We start from the raw sequence: 23,539 nt of genomic DNA, 5'->3' as shown, positions 1-23,539 counted from the left end.
TTAGTTTGATATGTTTTTGGGAACAATCATTTTTGTTTTGTCAACCTCAAACTCTTTTACCAAATTATTTTTTTTTAATTTAGTAACGGTGTTATCTATTTTTTCAGGAGAACCTAGTTTATAAAGTTCTTTATTATCAGATATTTTATTAGTCTTAATTTCATAATAAACAGTAGCCTCCATTTTATCTAAATTAAGCGCTTTCTGGTAACCGCGTATTTCTTCATCTTTTGTTTTGCTTTTCTTATCAATAAGAGTTTTAGTTTTTTCGGTTTTAATGTTGTAGAGCGCATAATCTACTTTTTCGTTAGAGTTTTCTATCTTTTGTTCAATCACAGCAATTTCTTCAGATACTTCATTAAACACTTTTGCGTAAATACCTTTTAGAAAAACATCGGCAAAAAGTGCAGCCAATAAGCACAAACTAACAAAGTAAATGTAATTTTTATAGCGTAAATGTTCTTCAACATAATCTAAAATATTGCTCGATGCTAATTTTAAAAATAAGGGTAAAACAGCCGATGCTATTATACCCATTATTATAGGTTTTATAAGGCCTATAGCATTTTTTGGTTTTATGTCTATCATAAAATAGTTACCAATACCTCCAATAGCTCCCGCAATTATAGTAATTGCAATTAAAATTTTAATGTGTTTAACCTCTTTCATCTGGTTCTTTATTTGTTTTTAGCCTTTATTGGCTAAAAGAGTTTGCATATAGTCTTTGGTTTGTGCATTATAAATACCCGTTATTTTTAAACTATTGTTGGTAGACTGTAATTGTTTAATAGCGCTTTCTGTTTTGTTGCCATAATCGCCATCAGAAGTACCAGGGTTAAAACCTAATACCTTTAGAGCATTTTGTAGTTTTACAATATTTGTACCTTTACTACCTTTTCTTAATGGACTAGGAGGGAGTTTACTGTTGCCAGTATTTGTTAATCGCCTAAAAGACAAGACTCGGTTGGTTGGGTAAGCAGATATAGACACAGCGTCACCTTGATTACCTCCAAGTACATAAACACGATTTCCGTCTTTAGAGAAACCTAAATAAATGCCAACATGGCCTAAGTGCGAATTAATATTATCTCGCCAAAAAACAACAATATCTCCAGGTTCTGGCTCTTGTGTTTCAAAACCTACGTTTTGCCAAGATCTAGCAGCTGCAGATTTTGATGTACTTAAACCAGCCTCTTTAGCTACCCAATTTAAAAAGACACTACACCATGGTGTTTCGTCGTCTTTTATCCATGAAAAATAAGATTGCTCTGCATACTCTAAAATGCGTTTATTATGCTTTAGACCTTTTATTTCTGTAACACCAACTTCGTTAATAGCAACATTTAATAGATTTTTCATAATTATAATATTCAGAATTTTAGAGACTGCATATTATACTTATTATTTATACAATAAAAGAGGAAAAACACTATTTGGAATATGATTAAAACACTGGTTTTTAGTTTTCTTTGTTTAAAAAACGATAACAGACCAAGTATTTTAAAAGCAAGAGAAATATGAGAACGTATTCTAGATAAAATGAAGGAACTTGTACAAGTGTTTGTAGAGGTAATGATGGGGTAGAAAATGAGATTCTTTAAAGAAAATATTGTTAAAGATAGGAGAGGTGTATAATATCGATGCGCAAATACATAAAAGCAAGAACCCAAGAATAAAATTCTTGGGTTTTTAATAGTTATGCAAATAGTAAATAGTTGTTTTGCGGTCTCTTAAGTATTAAAATAAGAGGAAAAAGGTGTTTGTCTATTTTATTTACTGTTTAAATTAAATGTAAAACTAAACGCATAGTTTTTAACTGGTAACAAATATTCATTTAACGGAGGAGGCCCGCAACTGGCATTTCCAAGTCCTAACATTTCAGAATCAATACTTAATATGGTTTCCTTTCTTTTTTGCATAAATTCTGGTCTACTGGCGTTGTCCATATCATTAGCATCATAATGTAATGCTGAAAAAATAAAAGGTTTATTAGACGTTACGGTTAGTGCCGATTTTTTACTGTTTTTAAACCCAAGTTCCATCCATCGTGTATCCGACCGAGCGCCATTTTCTTGCGGTACAATGTATGGTGTAAATAAATTTGTAGCGTTTGATTTGTAGATACCCAAGTGTGCAGATTCCTTACGATCTGGATAGTTTTCTTGAGGTCCACGACCATACCAACTAACATCTTCCAAACCTTCAACCAAACCTAATTTTAATCCTATTCTAGGTAAAGCAGTTACATCTGTAAAACCAGTAGGAGTCACTTTGTTGTCCATTTTAATGGTTCCATTGCCATTAATCTCATAAATGCAGTTATGATTGAAACTTCCAGAATTGGAAGTGAATTCTTTTATTATCATAATTTTGACTTTAGATTTATCTACCTGAGATGTTTCAACAGAAATTGTTTTTTCCACTAAGTCATTTAGTGAAGCTTTTACCCAGCTTTTTGTGTAATGCTTATGGTCATTTTCAATAGGAGAGCGGTAAACATTAAGTTCTGGTCCATTTATTGTTCCTGTTTGTGCAATGAGTTCTTTTTTATTGTTCAAAATAGAATTAATTGTTCCAGATGATTTATTAAAGCTAATTTTAAAGTTTTTACCAGATATTACAATTTTATTTGCTGTTTCTAATACATCAACAGTTCCAGATACTTGATGTTCTATTGGTTTCCACTCTTGCAAAATAATTTCTTCTTTTGCTACTTCATGGCCCGCTTTTGCCCAAAGCGTGGCTTTTTTCAATTTATAGCTAAACTGAATAACATATTCTGCATTAGGCTTTAGTTTAGGAATAGAAACTTCAAATTCGCTAGTTTCGTTAGGTTTTGTATTGAAAGCTGGGATATTTCCCTCTTTAATAATTTCTCCGTCTTTAATTAATTGCCAACTACCGTTAAAATGATTTAAGTTTGAAAAATAATATTTGTTGTCTACATGGTAAACATGTTTTTTGTTCTTATCTGCATATATAGAAATATATTGTTGTGCTTTTTTAATCTCTGCCATGAATGGTTTTTCATTACGGTCTGAAAAAACAGCACCTTTAGCACATTCGTTGCCTTCGTATTTTAATTTCGAGAAGTTTTTATTTGTAGCTATGGTATCTGTTTTGTGATAATCTAGCTTGTGACTTTGACGGATTCTACCATCAGACATTTTTGTGTTATACGTTTGATTTACCCAATCCCAAATATAACCACCTACAAAAGATGGCGTGCTATTAACCACTCTCCAATATTCGGCAAAGTTACCAAGAGCATTGCCTTGGGCGTGAGCATATTCAATCATAATGTAGGGTTTGTTATATTTAGGATCTGCCCAGAAACTCAAAAGTTTCCAATGTTTTTGTTCTGGATCGTCTTCAATAAACGGATACATGGAGCTATTCATATCGAAGTAATCTTTAACATCCCAACAATCTGTTTCTCTACCGTCGTACGAGATTAAACGTGTTGGATCGAACCTACGAATATAATCACTCATTAAAGCAAAATTTTGTCCATAGCCAGATTCATTTCCTAACGACCAGAAAATAATGGAAGGGTGGTTTTTTGAGCGTTCTACCATTGCAACTGCACGGTCTAAAGCAGCTCCCATCCATCCAATATCGCTACCAGGTAAACTGTTTCCTCTAATAAAATAATCTGGAGACTCCAACGCTTCATCCATGACATAAAGTCCGTATTTATCGCAAAGAGCATACCACCTTGGGTCGTTTGGGTGGTGACTAGAACGTACTGAGTTAAAGTTGTTTTGTTTCATTAACAAAATATCCTGAATCATAGATGCTTCACTTAATGTTTTACCTGTTTCAGGATGAGATTCTCCACGGTTAGCACCTTTAATTTTTATTGGCACTCCATTAATATGTACTTGTAAATTCTTCATCTCGATTTCTCGAAACCCAAAAGGAGATTGTGTTACTTCAACAGTTTTACCTTCAGCATCAAGTAGTGTTATTACAACAGTATATAAATTGGGGAACTCTGCAGACCATAATTTGGGGCTTTTTATATTTGTATTATATTCAAGAATAGTCTCTGCTCCAAGGTTGCCCATGCGCCATCCTATTTTTGGGCTTTTATCTCCAGATTCTGAAATTAACTCTCCAGCATCGTCATAAATATCAATCTTAACTTTGTAGTTTTTTGGAACAACTTCACTATTATTATGAATCTTGATTTTTGCGTTGAATTTAGCATCAACATATTGTTTATCTAAATTAGAGGTAAGAAAAAAATCTTTGATTTGTACATTCGGGCGACTTTGTAAATACACATCTCTAAAAATCCCGCTAAATGTCCATGTGTCTCCAGATTCTAAATAACTACCAGTTGTCCAGCGGTATACTTGTACAGCTATGGTATTTTCGCCTTCTTTTAAGAATGAAGATATATCAAAAACAGAACTGGTCATGGCATCTTCGTCATAGCCTACCAATTCTCCATTTATCCAAAGGTAAAATGCGCTAGAAACGCCATTAAAATGAAGTAGTGTTTGTCTGTTTTTCCAGCCTTTAGGAATCTTAAAAGAGGTACGATAACTTCCCACATGGTTATCATTATCTGGTACTCCTGGAATTTTGATTTTTTCGGCTCTAACTAAAGCCCCGAGTCCACGATGAGAAGGTGCACCATAACCATGACGCTCCCAACAAGCAGGAACAGGTATAGTACTCCAATCATCAACATTGAAATTAGATAAGTGAAAGTCTTTTGGTTTATCTTTAGGGGTTTCTGCCCAGTTAAATTTCCAGTTACCCGCAAGACTTTTATAGTAAGGTGATTCTTGATAATTACCTTTTAAAGCTGCAGCTTCATTGGCATAAACAAAATGAGTTGCAGCATGGGGTTCGGTTCCAACAGTATATACTTGTTTGTCTTTCCAAAAATCTTGAGCATTTAAGTTGAAAATGGTAAGAGTAATTAACAGTAAGGAATAAATAATTTTTTGTTGTTTCATCTTAATCTATTTTAAAAGAATTGCTGTTATTGATTTTGCCAAGGCTTTAATTTTTAATTAATACTTTCATCTAGTGATTTAATTGAAATAATTGGTTATTTACTGTAATTTTTCAGGTGTATTATTTGGCACTAAATTGGCTTTTTAAGTATAATAAGTAAACGTACACAGAATTTCAAAATTTAGCACTTGACCGTTATAGCCTAGCGTTATAATATATTTTGGTTTTGTGTTAAATCATGACTCTCCTTGATTATGAAGAACCATATTGAGCAATAAAGGATATCGGTCTTTTACTACATCAATCTTATTTTGGTAATTATAAAAAGATATAATTATAAGAGTGAAGAATGAAAATGTTTTCAATATGATAATGTTTAAATGTGTTAGTTAACAAGTAATATTACGTATGATATTTTGTATTTAGAAGGAAAAATAGTTTTTTTCTGTTTAAAAACTGTTGCGGTTACGGTGGCTTTAACCGTTAAATATTAGTTGTAATGTTAAGGTATATAGTGAGTTGCGTTTGCTAGGTAATTAACTCTTGTTCCTTTGGTTATTTTTCGATGTTTAATGTTATTTTTGAATAGTTATGACCGAAAAACAAAATATAGAAGCTTCTCTAGAGCAAGTGTGCAATGATAAACTTTTTGCAAAATCAACGACCTATTCTCGTCTTTTAAAATATTTGGTTAAAAAAGCGCTATTATCAGAAGATGTAAATGAAAATATTATTGGAACAGAATTATTTGGTATAGACTATACAAAGGATAAAAATAATGGAGTAGTACGTTCTTACATGTATAAGCTTCGAAAAAAACTAAAAGAGTATTATTTAGATTCTAACCAAGAGCATAAAATAGTTTTCTTTTTAAAAAAAGGACATTATAATCTTAGTTTTATTTCGGTAAGTGATTATCATTCAATAATAAAATCGAGAACCGAAACTATTTCTATTTCAAAAAAGAAACTTAAGGTCTTAGTAGGAACAATACTATTTTTAACCTTTTTATTTGTGATTATAAACCTCGTAATTAGTAAACCACATGCTATTTGGAAACCCTTTTTCTCAAATAGCACATTAGTTGTTATTTCAGATCAATTTATGCTTAGCGAAACCGACTCTCTTGGTGTAAGACGTGGTACAATGTATAAAGAAATTAATAGTAATAAAGATTTTATTGAATATACCAATAAGCACCCAAATAAGAATATAACATTAACAGATTATACTTTAATGTCTAAAATGGCGCCATATGGTATTAAACTTTTAAGTGAATGGTTTGTTTTAAATAAAGGCGATTACACATTAAAATTAGAAAGTAAGCTAACTTTTGATGATGTGCAAAACCATAATATTTTATTTATTGGGCAATATAAAACTATGAATTTATCTAGTTTGTTATTCTTGAAAGATAGCAAAGTGTTTACAACATACAGAGATGGTTTTAAATATGTTTCAAACAATTCAAGTAAAGCGTATAATACTAAGTTTGGAGCGGGGTTAAAAGTTGAGTATGCTATGGTTTCTTCTACATCGCTTAGCCCCGGAAAAAGGGCTTTATATTTTGTTTCTAATAATGATATTGGAGTTATTGCTACTGTAAAAAACTTTACTAATATAGAATGGTTAAATAATTTTTTGGAGCAAATACCTAACAACGCACAAAGTTTTAACGCTTTGTTTGAAGTTAGTGGCCTTCAACGTACAGAAGTAAGTTGTAAGTTGGTGGAACTTGAGGTTTTTAATGACTGATGTTAGCAGTTTAAAGTTAGTATTCTTAAGTTTTAGTATAAAAAAAACGGTTTAGTAATTCCTAAACCGTTTAATATTGTAGCGAGAGCGGGGCACGATCCCGCGACCTCCGGGTTATGAATTTGGAATAATCAATATTATTTTTATTTAAGTAATTGATTATTAGTAAATTATAATTTTCACGTGTTCTAAATCGTGTTCCAAAACGTGTTCAGTTTTGTGTTCACTTGTTAAAAAATATTATAGCAAATGTAATATATAAATTCTACATAAAAATTATTAAGGACATATATGTTTTTTAACCATATAATTTGTTATTTCTTTAAGTGTTTTTCCCGTTATGGGGTGTTTACCCGTAGAAGTAAAATACTCTAAATTACCATATTCATTTTTGCCATACCATAAGTTAGCTTCTCCAGAACCTTTAAAAAAAGCATATTCACAATTAGGTCTTGCCTTATGAAAATTTAATATTCTATCTTCATTGTAAAGCTTTAATTCGCCAATTTTATATTTTTCAGTATCAAAATTAACTTCAACATAATTTTCTCCATTCCAAATCATCCACCTCTGGGTATTTAAACTTTTATAGAAAACTATTAAAATAATTATTAATGCAATAGATGTAATTGCTAATTTATAGTTAAGAAAAAAGTTATATATACCATTTTGTTTATTTTCTTTGGTTTTAAGCTCTTTTATAAAATCATTATAGGTCTTAAATTCAAGATAGCTTAAAAGGGCGTTAACTACCTTCTGCTGGTTTATGTTAATGTCAGAATCCGAATTTTTTAATTCTTCAGCTTTTTTTCTATAAACTCTAAAACTTTTTTCTCCAAGAGAAAATCCTGTTTCTTTTTCTACAAATTCCGAAAGGTCTTCAGCTTTAGTTATAAGAGAAGGTTTTTGGCTTCCTTGCTTTTTTCTTAATTGATCTGCTTTTTCAAACGCTTTTAAAATTAATGTCTTATGCATTTATTAATAGAGATAATAGCTATAAAATTAAATAAATTTTGGTAAATATAGAGGAAATATATTACCTAAATAATTCCTTAAAACTTCCTGTTTCTTTCCTAGAAATTATAGGCTAATTGTAGTGATTTGCATCAGAATTAATACAAGCCAATTACGTAACAGATTAGTAATTTATTCTAACAAACCGAAAAACTGTTTAGTGGTATTTAAGATCTGGGAAGTTCTTTTATTTCTCTAATTCAGTTCTTCATACTTCCCACAAAAGAGAGAGAGACGTCTCTTCAATAAAGCTTTTAGCTAAGTAATGCTAATACCCGAATAAAATTTGGGTAACCAGACTATTGTCCAATTTTAAAAACTAAAAAAATGAAAATAATATATTTATTACTATTCACTTTATCTATTTTATCATGTACTCCTCAATCTAATTTTTCAGAAGATGTGTCTTCTACAATTCCTAATCCTAATTGCTGCGGAGATGATAGTCCCATTTTGCCACCACCTCCAATAGGAGATTAAATATATTTGTAACTAAAAATAAGTTGTTATTTTAGAGGAATGAAATTACATAAAACTTCATTCCTTTTTTTATTCTTTATAATTTTTAATCAAACGCTATACTGTCAGACAAAAATAGATAGTACAATGTTTTATTATAAAACCATAGCAGAATTAAAGGACGTTAAATACATAGCTAAGTCTTTTGAGTTTTTTAATAAAAAAGCAAATCAAGCACTAGTGTTAAAAGATAGCGTAAAATCCGCATATTATTTGGAGTTAATAGCTGTTGGTCAATTTAAAATTGGTTTCCCTTATGATAGTGAGGCTACAAGTATAAAGGCTTTAAAGTTGTTAAATGGTGTAAACAAAAAAACAGATTTAAATGCAGCAAAACAGCGCTTAGCTAACCAATTGGGGATGATTTATAGACGGTTAGAAAATTTTGATAATGCACATAGATATTACAACGAAGCTTTAAGTTTAAATAATGGTTTAAAAGGGAAAATTGCAATTTTAACTAACATAGCAAATTTGTATGCAGATCAAGAAAAATATAAAGAAGCTTCACTAGTGCTTTCTAAATATTACAACGAAGTTTTAGCATTTAAAGATAGCGAAATTAAAGCCACTTTTATAGATAATTTAGGATACTTTGGTTCGAAATTAAAGGATAAAAAGGCTATACTTAACATGAATAAAGCTTTGGAAATTAGAAGTAAACTAAAAGATTTATCAGGATTATTTTCTAGTTACAGGCATTTGTCATTATATTACCTAGAACAAGGTAACCTAACTAAGGCTACCTTTTATTCTCAAAGAGCTCAAGACATTTCTAATATTATAAATACACCAGCCTACCAACTAGAAGCTTTGGCAGTGAAGTTAAACTTAGAAAATAATCAAGATTTTAAAAAATACATAGCATTAAGTAAGGCGGAAGTTAGTAAAAAACAATTAAGAGAAAATAAGTTCGAGGCTATAAAATATGATATTGCTAATAAACAAAAGCTGTTAGAAGAAAACATACATCAGCTTGAATTATCAGTTTTAGAAAATGAGAAGCAAAGAACCTATAAATGGCTGTATTTTATAATTGGTTTATTTGTAATTTTTATTTCCATTTTCACTTTTTTCTTTTTACAATCAAGGCACAGAAAAGAAAAGCTTAAAGAAGTTTATATTACAGAAAAAAGAATTTCAAAAAAAGTGCATGACGAGGTTGCTAACGATGTGTATCAGGTTATGACAAAGCTTCAAATTAATAACACAAACAAAAACGAAAAGTTACTTGATGATTTAGAAGATATATACAATAAGACAAGAGATATTTCAAAAGCGAGTAGTGCTATCGATTTAAGTTCTAATTTCGATATTATTCTAAACGATCTATTTTTTAACTATAAAGTAAACGGAATAACCATAATTACACAAGGTGTAAAGGATGTTGATTGGAACCAAGTTTCTGTAATTAAGCGAACCACTATTTATCGTGTTTTGCAAGAGTTAATGACTAATATGTCTAAACATAGCCAAGCTTCTTTAGTTTCAATAGTGTTTAATCAAGATAAACGAAAAATTGAAATTAAATATAAAGATAACGGTGTAGGAGCACAGTTAAATAAACTAAGCGGATTGGAAAATGTGGATTCCCGTATTCGAGCTATTAAAGGAAATATTACATTTGAAACTAGTTTAGGAGAAGGTTTTAAAGTTAATATATTGATATAAGATGTTTAAAAAGGTTTTAATTGCAGATGATTTAGGGAGTATAAATCAAGGGGTATCTTCTATTTTAAAAGATTTAAAAATCAAAAATATTTATAAAGTACAATATTGCGATGATGCGTATTTAAAAATTAAAAAAGCAGTTTTTGATAAAGAACCTTTTGACTTAGTAATAACCGACCTCTCTTTTCAAGCAGATTACAGAGAGCAGACTTTAAATTCTGGTAATGCTTTAATTAAGGTGTTAAAAGACGAATATCCAGATCTAAATATTATTGCATATTCTGTAGACGATAGAATAGAAATGATTCGTGGTTTAAATGACGTTGGTTTAAGCGCATTTGTTTGCAAAGGAAGAAACGGATTAATAGAATTGTCTAAAGCTATTAAAAATGTTTACGAAGGAAAGCGCTATTTTTCGCCCAAGGTAGCCAGTGCTTTTAATGATAAATCTAATCTAGAAATAGATGCTTACGATATTAAATTACTTCAAAACGTATCTAAGGGACTTTCTCAAGACGAAATTAGTGCCATATTCAAATCATCGGGTGTATCTCCTAGTAGCTTAAGTTCTATAGAAAAAAGACTCAACAAATTAAAAATACAATTAAACTCAAAAAACACCATTCACTTAATAGCTACTTCAAAAGATTTAGGATTAATTTAAATTATTACTGGGTTTATGGAAAACCGTAATATTTAGTTTTTAGTTCTATGTAAATTTGAGTGCTATTAGTGATATCCTTAAGGGAGGATTTTCATTTTAAACCTCAAGAGATATACTTCTTGGGGTTTATTTTTTTTATTATTTATTACTGATTCCCGTAAAATTAGTTTCTTGTGTTGCAATACATTTGACGGTATAACCAAAACCTTTATAATAGTATTATGAGAAAAAGTATTTTATTTTTAATTATTATTTCAACGTTATTTCCTAGACAATTAAAAGCACAAAACGACGGTGCAGCAGTAGCAGCAGTAGCTGGTGGTTTATTGGCTATAGGTGCAGGAATTGCAGCTGTAGAGCAAATGAAAGAACGAGCAGAATTAACAGCAACACAATGGGTGTTAGCTAATGAGCCTAATATGAATAGCTTTTCGTTAAAAACATTAGCTTTCGATGGTAAAAAGTTAAAAGATATATCTTCAGCCTCGGTTATAACATTTAAAATTCAGGAATTTACACCAGTAAGCGACCCTGAACTTGATGGCAAAAAGCAAGTGTTATTTGGTTTTACCAGTCAAGGTTGGATAAACGAATATGGTATTAATTTCGATAAGGTAAAATGGTATCTTATTGATAGTAAAGAGTGGATGAAAATGATGGTGGCTTATGTTAAAGTATCATCAGAAGAAAAAAATGAAACATCTTTAAACGAAACTTTATTAAAGGGAAAGCTAGTTAATAAAGGCGTAAAGGTAAAAGGCAAAATGGCTATACCTTTTTTTAAGCTGTCTGGTGATATGTATGTAGTAACCGATTATTCTTCTGATATGAAATTACTTTATAACGAAAGGTCTTTAGGTATATTTTTAAAAGAAACTAGAGACTTGGTTCAAATAGGTAGAGGAGATATTATAGATATTCATGAGTATTTCTTTCAGGAAGAATAGACGCTAAACTTAAATTTATTTAACCCATACGGTAATCCGTAAGGGTTTTGTGTTTATAGGCGGTAAGTTTGATGCAGCGCCACAATCTAATGTTCTTAACCTACATTATAGGCTTTCAATTTATAAAAAAAATATAATATGATTTCAACCGAATTAAAGAGTCATTTTCTAAGACTCTACCAAATGGCTTTTGCAGATGATAATTTTGATGTGCTTGAAATGCAAATGCTTTACAAATTTGCAGAAGAACGGGGATTGAGTAAAGAGCAATTAAATGATATTTTACTTAATCCATCTCATGACTCATCTATACCAGAATCCTTGCAGGTTAGAGTCGAATATTTATATGATTTAGCTGTAATGATATGGGCAGATGGAAAAGTTACAAATGATGAGTACAATACTTTAAAAAAGTACTGCAAGAAGTTTGAGTTTTTAGACGAAAACATCACGGAGTTAGCAGATTATTTACTTGAAAGTGCAAAAACAGGCGTTTCTAAAGAAGAGATTATTACTGAAATAAATTCATAAGCTATGGGTGCAATTAAAAAACTGTTTAAACTTAAAGATAAAGCAAACTCTCAAGAAGCATATAGTAGTACTGAAGAGGCAAGAGAGCAAATTAGAATCACGTATTATCAAAGTGGTTATGGTGCTTCAACAAAGGCCTCTGGGTGTTCTATTAATTTGGGTGTATGCCTTAAGAACTTATATTATAGTTTTGAAGATTTATGCAGAAAGCAATTAAATGAACAAGAAAGGCTAAAACAACCTTATATAGAAGAACAAGAAAAGCAAAGAACAGAGCTTAAAAAGAGAGAAACAGCATTATCAATCTACGAGGATCAAAAAAATGACTTAATAAGTACTATTGATAAACAAAAGTTTGAAATGATTGATGTTAAGCAAAATCCAGAAGTTTATGGTATTCAAGATGTTGATAAAAGGCCCAAAGCTCAATTTTATATTGGCTTAGGGTTATTATTGCCTATAACCATTTATCTATTTGTTTTTTATATATCTGCATCATATTCTGCATTTTTTAAAAATTTTGAAACCGATAGCTTAACAGCTGCAATATTTGATGCCAATGCCTTAAAATTGTCTTTGTCTCATGGATGGCTGGAAGCAATTTTTATTATTACAATTCCATTTGTATTTATGGGTTTGGGATATTTAATCCATATGTTTCAAAAAAATAAAAAGTTTATCTCTTATGTAAAATTAGCTGCTCTTCTTATACTAACATTCATGTTTGATGTGATTTTGGCTTATTTAATAGAGAAAAAGATTTTCGATTTCGATCGCGTTCTTGGAGAAACCTTTTCTCCTTCTATAGCTATTGAAAGTGTTAATTTTTGGGGCATCATATTCGCAGGTTTTGTTGTGTATTTAATCTGGGGACTCGTTTTCGATTTTGTTATGAAAGAACACGAAAATGTGGATAAAATAAAGACTTTCATAAGAGGAAAAAAAGAGGAAATAAAAAACACCGAGCTTAAAAAATCAGATTTACTTATAAAGGTTGATATTATAAAGCAAGAAGTAACTTCCATAAATGGAAAAATATCAGAATTGCAATCTAAAATTGATGGTTTTGTTTTTCCTGTAAAAGAATATCTACATTATCACTATCAATATAAAGAAGGTTGGTTTCAATCTATAAACGAGGTGTTAGCTTTACCAGCTAAATCTAAAGACGAATTAAAAACTAAGTGTGAAACAGTTTCTTTAGATCATTTAAAAGAGTTGAATCTAGAAAATATGGACTTTCAGCATTTAGTATTTACAAAAAATTAAAATCATGAAATATAGTTTAATTAGAATTTCAATACTGTTTTTAATCTTAGGAGTCTCATCTTGTAAAAACGATACAGAGAAAACAGATAGTGGTAAAAGCGAGAAACAATTTAAGCTACTTAAAAATAAGATATCTCAAAATTTAAACATCAGTTTTCTTCTCGATTTATCAGATAGGATAAACCCTAAAAAGTATCCTAACAATGCTATGGAGTATTATTTAAGAGATGTGGCTTATATAAAATCAGTTTCCGAAGCTTTCGATGCGCATTTAAGAGGAAAAAAAGTAAGAGCCATGGACGATAAAATTCAATTGTATTTCGATCCAGAACCTAAAAACCAAAATATAAATAAAATTTCTAATAATTTAAGGTTTAACGTAAACAGGACCAATGTAACTCTCGAAACCTTAGACGAAATTAAGGATAACTACGCCAGTAAACCAATTAAGATTTACGATTTGGCTATTTCAGATAATAAATATGTCGGGTCAGACACTTGGCGTTTTTTTAAAACTAAAGTTAAAGATTATTGCATCGAACCTAATTATAGAAACATTCTTGTGGTTTTAACAGATGGTTATATATATCATAAAGACTCAAAAATGAAAGAGGATAATCTAACCACATATTTAACACCACAGGTAATACGAAGTTTTAATCTAGATAATAAGGATTGGCAAGATACAATGGTTAGTCAAGGGTTTGGGTTTATTCCTGCTTCAGAAGATTTATCGAATTTAGAAATACTTGTTTTAGGTATTAATCCAGATAAAAAGAACCCTTATGAAGAAGAAATTATTATGGATTATTGGAGTAATTGGTTTGATGCCATGAAAGTTTCTAAATACGAAATAAAAACAGCTGGTTTACCTACAAATATGGATAACATTATTAAGGAGTTTATTTTAAATTAGTTATACATCTTTTGGTGAATTTTACATCATGTTTGGAGAAGTGATTTTGAGTTGATTTTTTTATAAAATAATCAACCTAAACCAACGCTAATCATTCAAAATAATTATATTTACTTACCTAACCAATCCTAACTAATTTTATGAAAAGATACATTATCTGTATTTTTCTATTGTCTTGCTTTGTTGTAAAGTCTCAAAATTTAAAAAAAGAAGACAACATAATTTATGGAAAAGTAACAGCTATTACCGATGGTGATACTTTTAAATTATTAACTCAAGATTCTACCTTAATACGAGTAAGGTTAGCCAATATAGATTGTCCCGAGCGTAAACAGCCATTTTCTAATAAAGCAAAGCAATTTGTTTCAGATGCTATTTTTGGAGACCATATAAATATTCATATTTTAAAAAAAGATAGATACGGGCGTTTCATAGCTAATGTAATGTACAAAGATGCTTTAAACTTAAGTTATCAATTAGTACAACATGGTTTAGCATGGCATTATAAAGAATACTCCAAGGATACAAATTTACAAGCCATGGAGGACGAAGCTAGAAAAAATAAAATGGGCTTATGGGCAGACTCTAATTCCATTGCACCATGGCAATGGCGCGCAAACAAGAAAGAAGCATCACGGTTAAAGAAATTAAGTGAAAACAAGAAGTAAAGCTCGCGTAAATGAAAACCTTAAAAATCCTAATTTTATTTTTAAGCTTAGCTTTTGCGAGTGGTGCAGTAGCACAAAATGTTTATACTACAAAAACTGGAGAAAAATATCATAAAAACACTTGCCATTACTTAAAATATTCAAAAAAGGAATATAGTTTAGATAGGGCTATTGCATTAGGTTTTACAGCATGTTCGGTTTGTAAGCCACCAAAAGGAGGGGCTAATGTTGCCTCTAAGAATAGCGCATTTTCTGCAGGCAATAGTAGCTATAAGTCAACAAAAAGTGCCACAGCAAAACAATGCACGGGTAAAACCCAATCGGGATCGCGTTGTAAGCGAAAAACAAAAAACACTAACCAACGTTGTTATCAACATTAAAAATATAAAACATGGGATTATTAAATAAAATATTAGGAAACGCAAGTCAAGCATCAACAGAGCAATTAACCGAAAAATACGGACGCTTACTAACAGCATCCGAAAACATAGAGTTAGGCTTTAAACTCTTTAGAGATGTATTTATGTTTACCAATAAACGCTTAATACTAATTGACGTTCAGGGCTTAACAGGTAGTAAAGTAGAATATAAATCTATGCCTTATAAAAGCATTTCAAGATTCTCTCTAGAAACCTCAGGAACTTTCGATTTGGATGCCGAATTAAAAATCTGGATATCAAGCGAGAACATGCCATCAATAAGTAAAAAGTTTAACAAAAGTATTGATGTTTACGAGGTGCAAAAGTACTTGGCAGAGAAAGTAATGTAGCACACGTTTTTTAATTATAATAAACGCTATCAATCTTTAAAAAGTTATATATTAGGCTTTCCCTATTTACTAATGCTTCTAATAAAAGTAAAATACTCTTTTATTAGATGTTTATAGTTTTACAATAAATTTAAACAACAAGTTTTAAATGTCTGAAGAACAAAAACAACAAATATTAAAACAAACCCTGTGGAACATTGCCAACGACCTTCGTGGTAATATGGATGCAGACGATTTTAGAGACTATATACTAGGCTTTATTTTTTACAAATATTTAAGTCGAAAAATGAAACTCTACGCCAACGAAATTCTAGAACCAGACGGTTTAAGTTACGATACCGTAGAAAGCCACGAACAAGCCGAAGCATTATTAGAAGCCATTCGTTTTGAAGCATTAGACAAACTAGGCTATTTCCTTAAACCAAGCGAACTCTTTAGCGAACTTGCAAAACGAGGCAACTCTGGAGGCAAAAACAACTTTATTTTAGGCGATTTAGCAAACGTGCTAACCAGCATAGAGCAAAGTACCATGGGAAGCGAAAGCGAAGACGATTTTGGTAACCTGTTTGAAGACCTCGATTTAACAAGTAGCAAACTAGGTAAAACCGAAGATGCTAAAAACGAACTGATAGTAAAAGTACTTACCCATTTAGAAACCATAGATTTTGACCTAGAAAACTCAGATAGCGACATCCTTGGTGATGCTTACGAGTATCTAATTGGGCAATTCGCCTCTGGAGCAGGTAAAAAAGCAGGCGAGTTTTACACACCACAACAAGTCTCTAAAATATTGGCGCAATTAGTAACCACTAATAAAACCAAACTAAAAAGTGTGTACGACCCAACTTGTGGTTCGGGTTCTTTATTATTACGTGTGGCTAAAGAAGTAAAGGAAGTAGGCGAATTTTTTGGGCAAGAAAGTAACCCAACCACCTATAACTTGTGCAGAATGAACATGATTATGCACGACGTACACTACAAACGTTTCGACATTTATAACGAAGACACCTTAGTTAACCCAAGTCCAAACCATATAGATAAACGTTTCGAGGCCATAGTTGCCAATCCACCATTTTCGGCAAACTGGAGCGCAAGTCCTTTGTTTATGAGCGACGATAGGTTTTCTGCATACGGTAAACTAGCACCAAAATCTAAAGCAGATTTCGCCTTTGTGCAACACATGGTACACCAATTAGACGATAATGGTACTATGGCTTGCGTTTTACCACATGGCGTATTGTTTAGAGGTGCAGCAGAAGGCCATATTAGAAAGTTTTTAATAGAAGATAAAAACTACCTAGACGCAGTTATAGGCTTACCAGCAAACATATTTTATGGTACCAGCATACCAACCTGTATTTTAGTACTTAAAAAAAATCGAAATGTCTCGTTGAGCGCAGTCGAAACGTCTGTAAAAAGAAACGAGTCTATTCTTTTTATAGACGCAAGCCAACACTTCGAGAAAGTAAAAACACAAAACGTATTACAAGACGCGCATATTAATGCTATTGTAGAAACCTACAGAAACCGAGAAACCAAAGACAAATACAGTTACGTAGCCACTTTAGACGAAGTTAAAGAAAACGACTACAACCTAAACATACCACGTTATGTAGATACTTTTGAAGAAGAAGAACCCATAGACCTAACCACAGTAACCAAAGACCTAAAAGCCTTAGAGCAAGACATAGCAAAGACGGATGCCACCATTGCAGACTTTTGCAAACAGTTAAACATAGAAACTCCTTTCTAATGGCAAACGAAAACAACAATCTGAACGTCATTGCGAGTGAGGAACGAGCGAAGCAATCTGCCGCTTCACAACCGTCATTGCGAGTCGACGTTGCGAGGAACGAAGCAAAAGCAATCTCATCAAAACAACGCAAAAGCCTAATACCCAAACTACGCTTTAAAGAGTTTGAAGGGGAATGGGAACAGAAACGTGTTAATTCTTTTTCATCCAAATTGAAAGTAGGATTTGTAGGAACTTGCGAGCCTTATTACACTAGTGAAACTGAAGGAGTACTTCTTATAAGGACAGGGAATTTAAAAGGAGTTAATATTGAACTCGATGAAGAGAAATATGTTACTAAAGAATTTCATAATAAAAATAAAAAATCACAAATACAACCTGATGATTTATTATTAGCGAGACATGGTGGAAACGGAGAAATATGTAGAGTTCCAAAAGAATTTCCTACTGCCAATTGTTTAAATATTGTGATTTTAAGAACAAACACAGAAGTTGATAGTGTTTTTTTTCAATTAGTTTATAGTACTTATTTTGTTCAGAAACAAATAAAAGCAGTAACAGCAGGTAGCACTCAAGTCGTAATTAATACAAAGGAAATTGGAAAATTGAAAGTTAGTTTCCCAAAACTCCCAGAACAACAAAAAATAGCCAATTTCCTAACAGCAGTAGACACCAAACTACAGCAACTAACCACCAAAAAAGAAACACTAGAGCAGTACAAAAAAGGCGTTATGCAACAACTGTTTAGCCAACAATTGCGCTTTAAAGCTGATGATGGTAGTACGTTTCCGGATTGGGAATTTCCTCATGCAAACGTATTATTCAAAAGTGTTTCGGATAAAAAGCATAATTCAGATTTACCAATTCTTGCAATTACTCAAGACCAAGGTGCAATTCCTAGAGATATGATTAACTATCAAATGATTGTTACTGATAAAAGTGTAGCTAGTTATAAAGTAGTTCAAGTTGGAGATTTTATAATTAGTCTTAGGTCTTTTCAAGGAGGAATTGAATATTCAAATTATCATGGTATTTGCAGTCCTGCTTATAATATTCTTAGACCAACATCAGAAAATGTAAATAATGACTTTTATAGAATTTATTTAAAGACAGAATTTTATATAAAACAATTACAAAAAAGACTAGAAGGAATTAGAGATGGAAAAATGATTAGTTATAAATATTTTTCAGAAATTAAATTACCATTTCCATCCCTAAAAGAACAACAAAAAATAGCCACTTATTTAAGTGCTATAGATAAAAAAATAGAAGCAGTACAAACGCAAATAAGCAACACGCAAGCGTTTAAAAAAGGGTTGTTGCAGCAAATGTTTGTTTAGGTAAAAAAGAGAACAACACCGACACAACACTGATAAATATGAGTTGTTTCAGGAACTATTTGTCTAAGTATGTTTGCGCGCAAAATTTTACATTATAAATAGTATGCGCTTGTTTTTTATGTATTGCGCTTATTTTTTTGTTAACCTTTTTTTCCGTTTTTAATAATTAATATACCTAAAAAAACATTTTAAAACCCGTAATTCCAATATGTAAAAACCTATTTTTCCTAATTAATCGAAAATAAAACCTATTTTTCCACAATAAAACCTGTTTTTCCATTATATTTATAGTAACAATTTTTCACCTAAACCAATGATTAGTAAACAATTTTCACTTAAAATAACTGTTTTTCATGGTATGCAAGTTCCAGAAGAAGGGACACTTGTTGGTTATGGCGCAATATTAGAGGGACTAGAATTAGCAATGCCTTTTCCAGAACAATTGGCAATTATTAGCGCAAAAAGACGTAGTTATAGTACAGATAAATGGAAAGTGTTTTCATCTAGAACACTATTTGACGATACGCTTTACAAGCATTTGGTTTTTGCTCTAAAGTATGAAGGTGTAAATCTTTTATTTTTTAAAAAACTATTTAATAAGCTGTCGGAAGAAGACATAACTACATTGGTGCAACTAGAGCCCACAGGACAATACAGTCGTAAAATTTGGTTTTTGTACGAGTGGTTAATGCAACAAAAGCTAAAGATACAAGACTTAACCATTAAAAACTTTGTGCCTTTACTAGACGAGAAACTGCAATACGCAATAAAAGGTACGCGCTCTGCAAGACATCGTATAATTAATAACCTTCCTGGTACACCTGAGTTTTGTCCATTAATATTTAAAACGGATAAACTAGATAACTATATTAACGCCAAATTATCAGAGCAGAAAAACACGTATTTAAACAGTATTCACAAAGATGTGTTACAACGAGCATCTTCTTTTTTACTTTTAAAAGACTCAAAAGCATCTTTTACTATAGAGAATGAAAATCCAGGAACCAATCGCGCTATGCGTTGGGGAAAAGCCATTGGACAAGCTGGTAACAAACCATTAAGTATAGAAGAATTGGAGCGTTTACAGCAAATAGTTATTGAAAATGCCAGATTTGTAAAGCTAGGTTTAAGAGATGAAGGTGGATTTGTTGGTGAACATGATAGAAGTACAGGCGTACCACTACCAGAACACATCTCAGCAAAACATGAAGATTTAGCATCGTTATTAAATGGATTGGTTAGCGCCAATGTGTTAATGCAAGATGTAGCTTATGATGCTGTATTGGCATCAGCATCCATAGCATTTGGGTTTGTGTTTATACATCCATTTGTTGATGGTAATGGTCGTTTGCACAGATACCTTATACACCATATATTGGCTAAAAAGGAATTTACGAAACAAGGTGTTATTTTTCCGGTTTCAGCATCTATTTTAGACCATATTGATGACTACAGGAAGACGCTTGAAAGTTATTCGCATCCACTATTAGATTTTATTTCCTGGAAAGAAACAGAAGACCATAATGTGATAGTTTTAAACAATACAATAGACTTCTATCGTTATTTTGATGCAACCAAACAAGCCGAATTTTTATACGATTGTGTTGATGATACGTTAAAGCGTGTAATTCCAGAAGAAGTAACTTATTTGCAAAATTATGATGCTTTTAAAAGATATTTAGATAACGAATTTGAAATGCCAGATAAAATGGTGGCTACTTTAATTCGGTTTTTAGAACAAAACAACGGTGTATTATCAAAAAGAGCATTAAACAAAGAATTTGCTGAATTAAAAGAAAACGAAGTTACTGAGATTGAAAATAATTATAAACTTATTTTTTTGAATGACTAAACAATCCGAACTACAACTAGAAAACAACCTCATTAAACAATTAGTAGGTTTAGGCTACCAAAACGTAACCATTACAGATGGCGACGCTTTAATAGCTAATTTAAAAGCACAATTAGAAGCCTTTAATAAAACCTCGTTTTCTACCAAAGAGTTTGATACTATTTTAAACCACCTAGCAAAAGGTAATGTGTTTGAAAAAGCAAAAACGCTTCGCGATCGTTTTAATATTACCAGAGATAATGGAGACAGTTATTATGTGCGCTTTTTTAATAGTGAGAATTGGACAAAAAACTTGTTTCAAGTCACCAACCAAATCACCCAAGAAGGCACGTACAAAAACCGTTACGATGTTACGTTGTTAGTTAACGGTTTACCATTAGTACAAATAGAGTTAAAACGTCGTGGTTTAGAAATAAAGGAGGCTTTTAACCAAGTAAATCGTTACCAAAGACATTCGTTTGATAGTAATTATGGCTTGTTCCAATATGTGCAAATATTTGTTATCAGTAATGATTTAGAAACGCAGTATTTTGTAAACAATAAAGGCCAATCTATAAAACAATCGTATTTCTGGAGCGATGTAAATAATAAAAACATAAAAGATTTAACAAGCTTTACCAGCCTGTTTTTAAATCCAAACCATTTGGGTAAAATGATAGCCCAATATGTGGTATATAATGAAACCTATAAGGTGTTAATGGTATTGCGTCCATATCAATTTTATGCAGTAGAGGCTTTAGTAAATAAAGCAAAACAGCAGACAGATAAAGCAGACAGCGTAAAAGCTAACGGTTACATTTGGCACACCACAGGTTCTGGTAAAACACTAACATCGTTTAAAGCAAGCCAAATAATAATGGACTTGCCAAATGTAGATAAAGTGGTGTTTGTGGTAGACCGTAAAGATTTGGATTACCAAACCATGAAGGAGTTTAATAGCTTTAAAAAAGATAGTGTAAGCGGTACAACCAATACAAAAAACTTAGTTAGCCAATTAAAAGACGACTCTAAATTGGTAGTAACCACTATTCAAAAGTTAAACAATGCAATTTCTAAAGCTAATTATAATAAGAGTTTTACAGCTTTAGAAAACCAACGTGTGGTTTTTATTTTTGATGAGTGCCACAGAAGTCAGTTTGGAGATACGCACAAAAAAATCACGCAGTATTTTAAAAACAGTCAGCTTTTTGGCTTTACAGGAACTCCAATTTTTGCTAAAAATGCATCTAAAAACGACTTAGGAAAACGAACTACCAAAGATTTGTTTGGAGAATGTTTACACAAATACGTAATTACAGATGCCATACGAGACGATAATGTATTAAAATTTGGTATAGAATACATAGGTAGATACAAACAAAAAAGTAACACCTTTATAGACATTGATGTTGCAGCAATAGATAAGCCAGAGGTTTTTGCAGATCCAAAACGTTTAGAGAAAATTGTAGATTATATTATTGCCTATCACGATACTAAAACTAAGAGTCGTCAGTTTTCTGCATTATTTGCTGTAAGCGATATTGATACTTTAATTAAGTATTACGACATTTTTAAACGTAAAAAACTAGCTGGCGAACACGATTTACGTATTGCAAGTATATTTACTTATGGCACTAATGAGGATGGTATAGGAGCAGATGATGCTTTACCATCTACAGCAGAAGAAAAGAGACTGTATGCAGCAGAGCCAAATACAACGTATAAAAAAGAAAATCATACTAGAGAAAAGCTAGACGAGTACATTGAAGATTATAACCAAATGTTTACGCAAGCATTCTCTACAAAAGACCAAAAATTGTTTGATGGTTATTTTAAAGATATTACCAGACGCTTAAAAGAACGTGAAAAAAACACTGCTTTAGATAAAGACCGTTTAGATATTGTTATAGTAGTAAACATGATGCTAACAGGTTTTGATGCTAAAAAGGTAAATACACTTTACGTTGACAAAAATTTACAATATCATGGTTTAATACAAGCATTTTCTAGAACCAACAGAATTATAGGAGATGTAAAATCCCAAGGAAATATTTTATGTTTCAGAAACTTAAAAGGAGCAACAGACGATGCGATTACGTTGTTTTCTAACAAAGAAGCTATAGAAGATATTATTTTACCAGATTATGATGTTGTCGCTAGTAAATTAGATGACGCTATAGAGCATTTATTTAAAGTAACTCCAACTTTTGAAGACATAGAAGCATTGCAAGGTGAAAATGAAGAATTAGCCTTTGTGCAAGCTTTTAGGCGTGTGTTAAGAGCTGTAAATGTATTAAAATCTTATACAGATTTTAATTGGGATGATTTATCTATAGATGAAGATACTTTTAATGAATATGTTGATAGATATTGGAGTTTAAACGATAAAGTTAAAAAAGCAAGTAAAGTTGATAAAACTTCAATTCTTAACGATATCGATTTTGAGTTAGAGTTAATCCATCGCGACCAAATAAATGTAGCTTACATTTTGCAACTCTTAGCAAAACTAAAACATGCAAAATCTGCAGATGCCAAAGCACAGAAAAAGGCAATTATAGACATGTTGTCTGGAGACGTTGAGTTGCGTAGTAAACGCGAGTTAATAGAAAAGTTTATAGAAGAAAATTTACCACATATTAGCGATGTAGATGCTATTCAAGACGAGTTTGAACGTTATTGGCATGAAGAAAAAATACTAGCATTATCTAAAATATGTGAAGACGAACATCTTGACAAAGCACAGTTTAAAGCCTTAATAGAAAGTTACACCTATAACGGAAGAGAACCATTACGAGATGAGGTTTTTAAATGTTTAGACAGTAGACCAAGCATTTTAAAAGCACGAGAAATAGGAGAACGTATTTTAGATAAAATGAAGGAGTTTGTGCAAGTGTTTATTGAGGGTATGACGGGGTAGA

Annotated in this window: 18 protein-coding genes; 14 read left to right on the top strand and 4 right to left on the bottom strand. The window is 31.4% G+C overall.

The window, feature by feature from the left end; all coding sequences use genetic code 11:
• From ABD715_RS12385 to ABD715_RS12375, 3 genes are all read right to left on the bottom strand, one after another.
• Complete coding sequence (locus ABD715_RS12385; RefSeq protein WP_344788569.1) at positions 1-669, bottom strand: YEATS-associated helix-containing protein; 669 nt, start codon at positions 667-669, stop codon at positions 1-3.
• Between the two features lie 18 nt (positions 670-687).
• A complete protein-coding gene (locus ABD715_RS12380) occupies positions 688-1,359 on the bottom strand; it encodes a C40 family peptidase (RefSeq protein WP_344788568.1) in 672 nt (223 codons plus the stop codon).
• Positions 1,360-1,769: 410 nt separating this feature from the next.
• Positions 1,770-4,973, bottom strand: coding sequence for a glycoside hydrolase family 2 TIM barrel-domain containing protein (locus ABD715_RS12375; protein ID WP_344788567.1), 3,204 nt, complete (start codon positions 4,971-4,973; stop codon positions 1,770-1,772).
• Between the two features lie 592 nt (positions 4,974-5,565).
• Between ABD715_RS12375 and ABD715_RS12370 the strand changes: the two genes are divergently transcribed.
• On the top strand, positions 5,566-6,729 hold the full coding sequence (locus tag ABD715_RS12370; RefSeq protein ID WP_344788566.1) for a hypothetical protein: 1,164 nt from the start codon (positions 5,566-5,568) through the stop codon (positions 6,727-6,729).
• Between the two features lie 279 nt (positions 6,730-7,008).
• On the opposite strand, the gene ABD715_RS12365 is transcribed toward ABD715_RS12370, so the two are convergent.
• Positions 7,009-7,704 (bottom strand): hypothetical protein, encoded by a 696-nt coding sequence (locus ABD715_RS12365; protein ID WP_344788565.1) that lies wholly within the window; start codon positions 7,702-7,704, stop codon positions 7,009-7,011.
• Between the two features lie 645 nt (positions 7,705-8,349).
• Here ABD715_RS12365 and ABD715_RS12360 point away from each other — a divergent pair.
• From ABD715_RS12360 to ABD715_RS12300, 13 genes are all read left to right on the top strand, one after another.
• Entirely contained in the window at positions 8,350-9,933 is a 1,584-nt protein-coding gene (locus ABD715_RS12360; protein ID WP_344788564.1) for a tetratricopeptide repeat-containing sensor histidine kinase, read from the top strand.
• A gap of 1 nt (position 9,934) precedes the next feature.
• Positions 9,935-10,597: a DNA-binding transcriptional response regulator gene (locus tag ABD715_RS12355; RefSeq protein WP_344788563.1), complete on the top strand. Its 663-nt coding sequence runs from the start codon at positions 9,935-9,937 to the stop codon at positions 10,595-10,597.
• A gap of 221 nt (positions 10,598-10,818) precedes the next feature.
• Positions 10,819-11,544, top strand: a complete 726-nt coding sequence (locus tag ABD715_RS12350; RefSeq protein WP_344788562.1) for a hypothetical protein — start codon at positions 10,819-10,821, stop codon at positions 11,542-11,544.
• A 138-nt stretch (positions 11,545-11,682) separates the two neighbouring features.
• Positions 11,683-12,075: a hypothetical protein gene (locus ABD715_RS12345; RefSeq protein ID WP_344788561.1), complete on the top strand. Its 393-nt coding sequence runs from the start codon at positions 11,683-11,685 to the stop codon at positions 12,073-12,075.
• 3 nt (positions 12,076-12,078) lie between these two features.
• A complete protein-coding gene (locus ABD715_RS12340) occupies positions 12,079-13,344 on the top strand; it encodes an ABC transporter permease (protein ID WP_344788560.1) in 1,266 nt (421 codons plus the stop codon).
• A 4-nt stretch (positions 13,345-13,348) separates the two neighbouring features.
• Positions 13,349-14,260 (top strand): hypothetical protein, encoded by a 912-nt coding sequence (locus ABD715_RS12335; protein WP_344788559.1) that lies wholly within the window; start codon positions 13,349-13,351, stop codon positions 14,258-14,260.
• A gap of 140 nt (positions 14,261-14,400) precedes the next feature.
• On the top strand, positions 14,401-14,928 hold the full coding sequence (locus ABD715_RS12330; RefSeq protein WP_344788558.1) for a thermonuclease family protein: 528 nt from the start codon (positions 14,401-14,403) through the stop codon (positions 14,926-14,928).
• Between the two features lie 11 nt (positions 14,929-14,939).
• On the top strand, positions 14,940-15,308 hold the full coding sequence (locus tag ABD715_RS12325) for a hypothetical protein (RefSeq protein ID WP_344788557.1): 369 nt from the start codon (positions 14,940-14,942) through the stop codon (positions 15,306-15,308).
• Positions 15,309-15,319: 11 nt separating this feature from the next.
• Positions 15,320-15,697, top strand: coding sequence for a PH domain-containing protein (locus ABD715_RS12320; protein WP_344788556.1), 378 nt, complete (start codon positions 15,320-15,322; stop codon positions 15,695-15,697).
• A 148-nt stretch (positions 15,698-15,845) separates the two neighbouring features.
• Positions 15,846-17,450, top strand: a complete 1,605-nt coding sequence (locus ABD715_RS12315; protein WP_344788555.1) for a type I restriction-modification system subunit M — start codon at positions 15,846-15,848, stop codon at positions 17,448-17,450.
• Positions 17,450-18,790: a restriction endonuclease subunit S gene (locus tag ABD715_RS12310; RefSeq protein WP_344788554.1), complete on the top strand. Its 1,341-nt coding sequence runs from the start codon at positions 17,450-17,452 to the stop codon at positions 18,788-18,790. Before ABD715_RS12315 ends, ABD715_RS12310 begins: the two co-directional genes overlap by 1 nt.
• A gap of 313 nt (positions 18,791-19,103) precedes the next feature.
• Positions 19,104-20,642: a Fic family protein gene (locus tag ABD715_RS12305; protein ID WP_344788553.1), complete on the top strand. Its 1,539-nt coding sequence runs from the start codon at positions 19,104-19,106 to the stop codon at positions 20,640-20,642.
• Positions 20,635-23,538: a type I restriction endonuclease subunit R gene (locus ABD715_RS12300; protein ID WP_344788552.1), complete on the top strand. Its 2,904-nt coding sequence runs from the start codon at positions 20,635-20,637 to the stop codon at positions 23,536-23,538. Before ABD715_RS12305 ends, ABD715_RS12300 begins: the two co-directional genes overlap by 8 nt.
• The last annotated feature ends 1 nt before the right edge of the window (position 23,539 follow it).

Source organism: Postechiella marina, assembly GCF_039538365.1.
Taxonomy (GTDB): domain Bacteria; phylum Bacteroidota; class Bacteroidia; order Flavobacteriales; family Flavobacteriaceae; genus Postechiella; species Postechiella marina.
The sequence above is the reverse complement of the archived record's forward strand: the minus strand, read 5'-3'. Positions and strand labels throughout refer to the sequence as shown.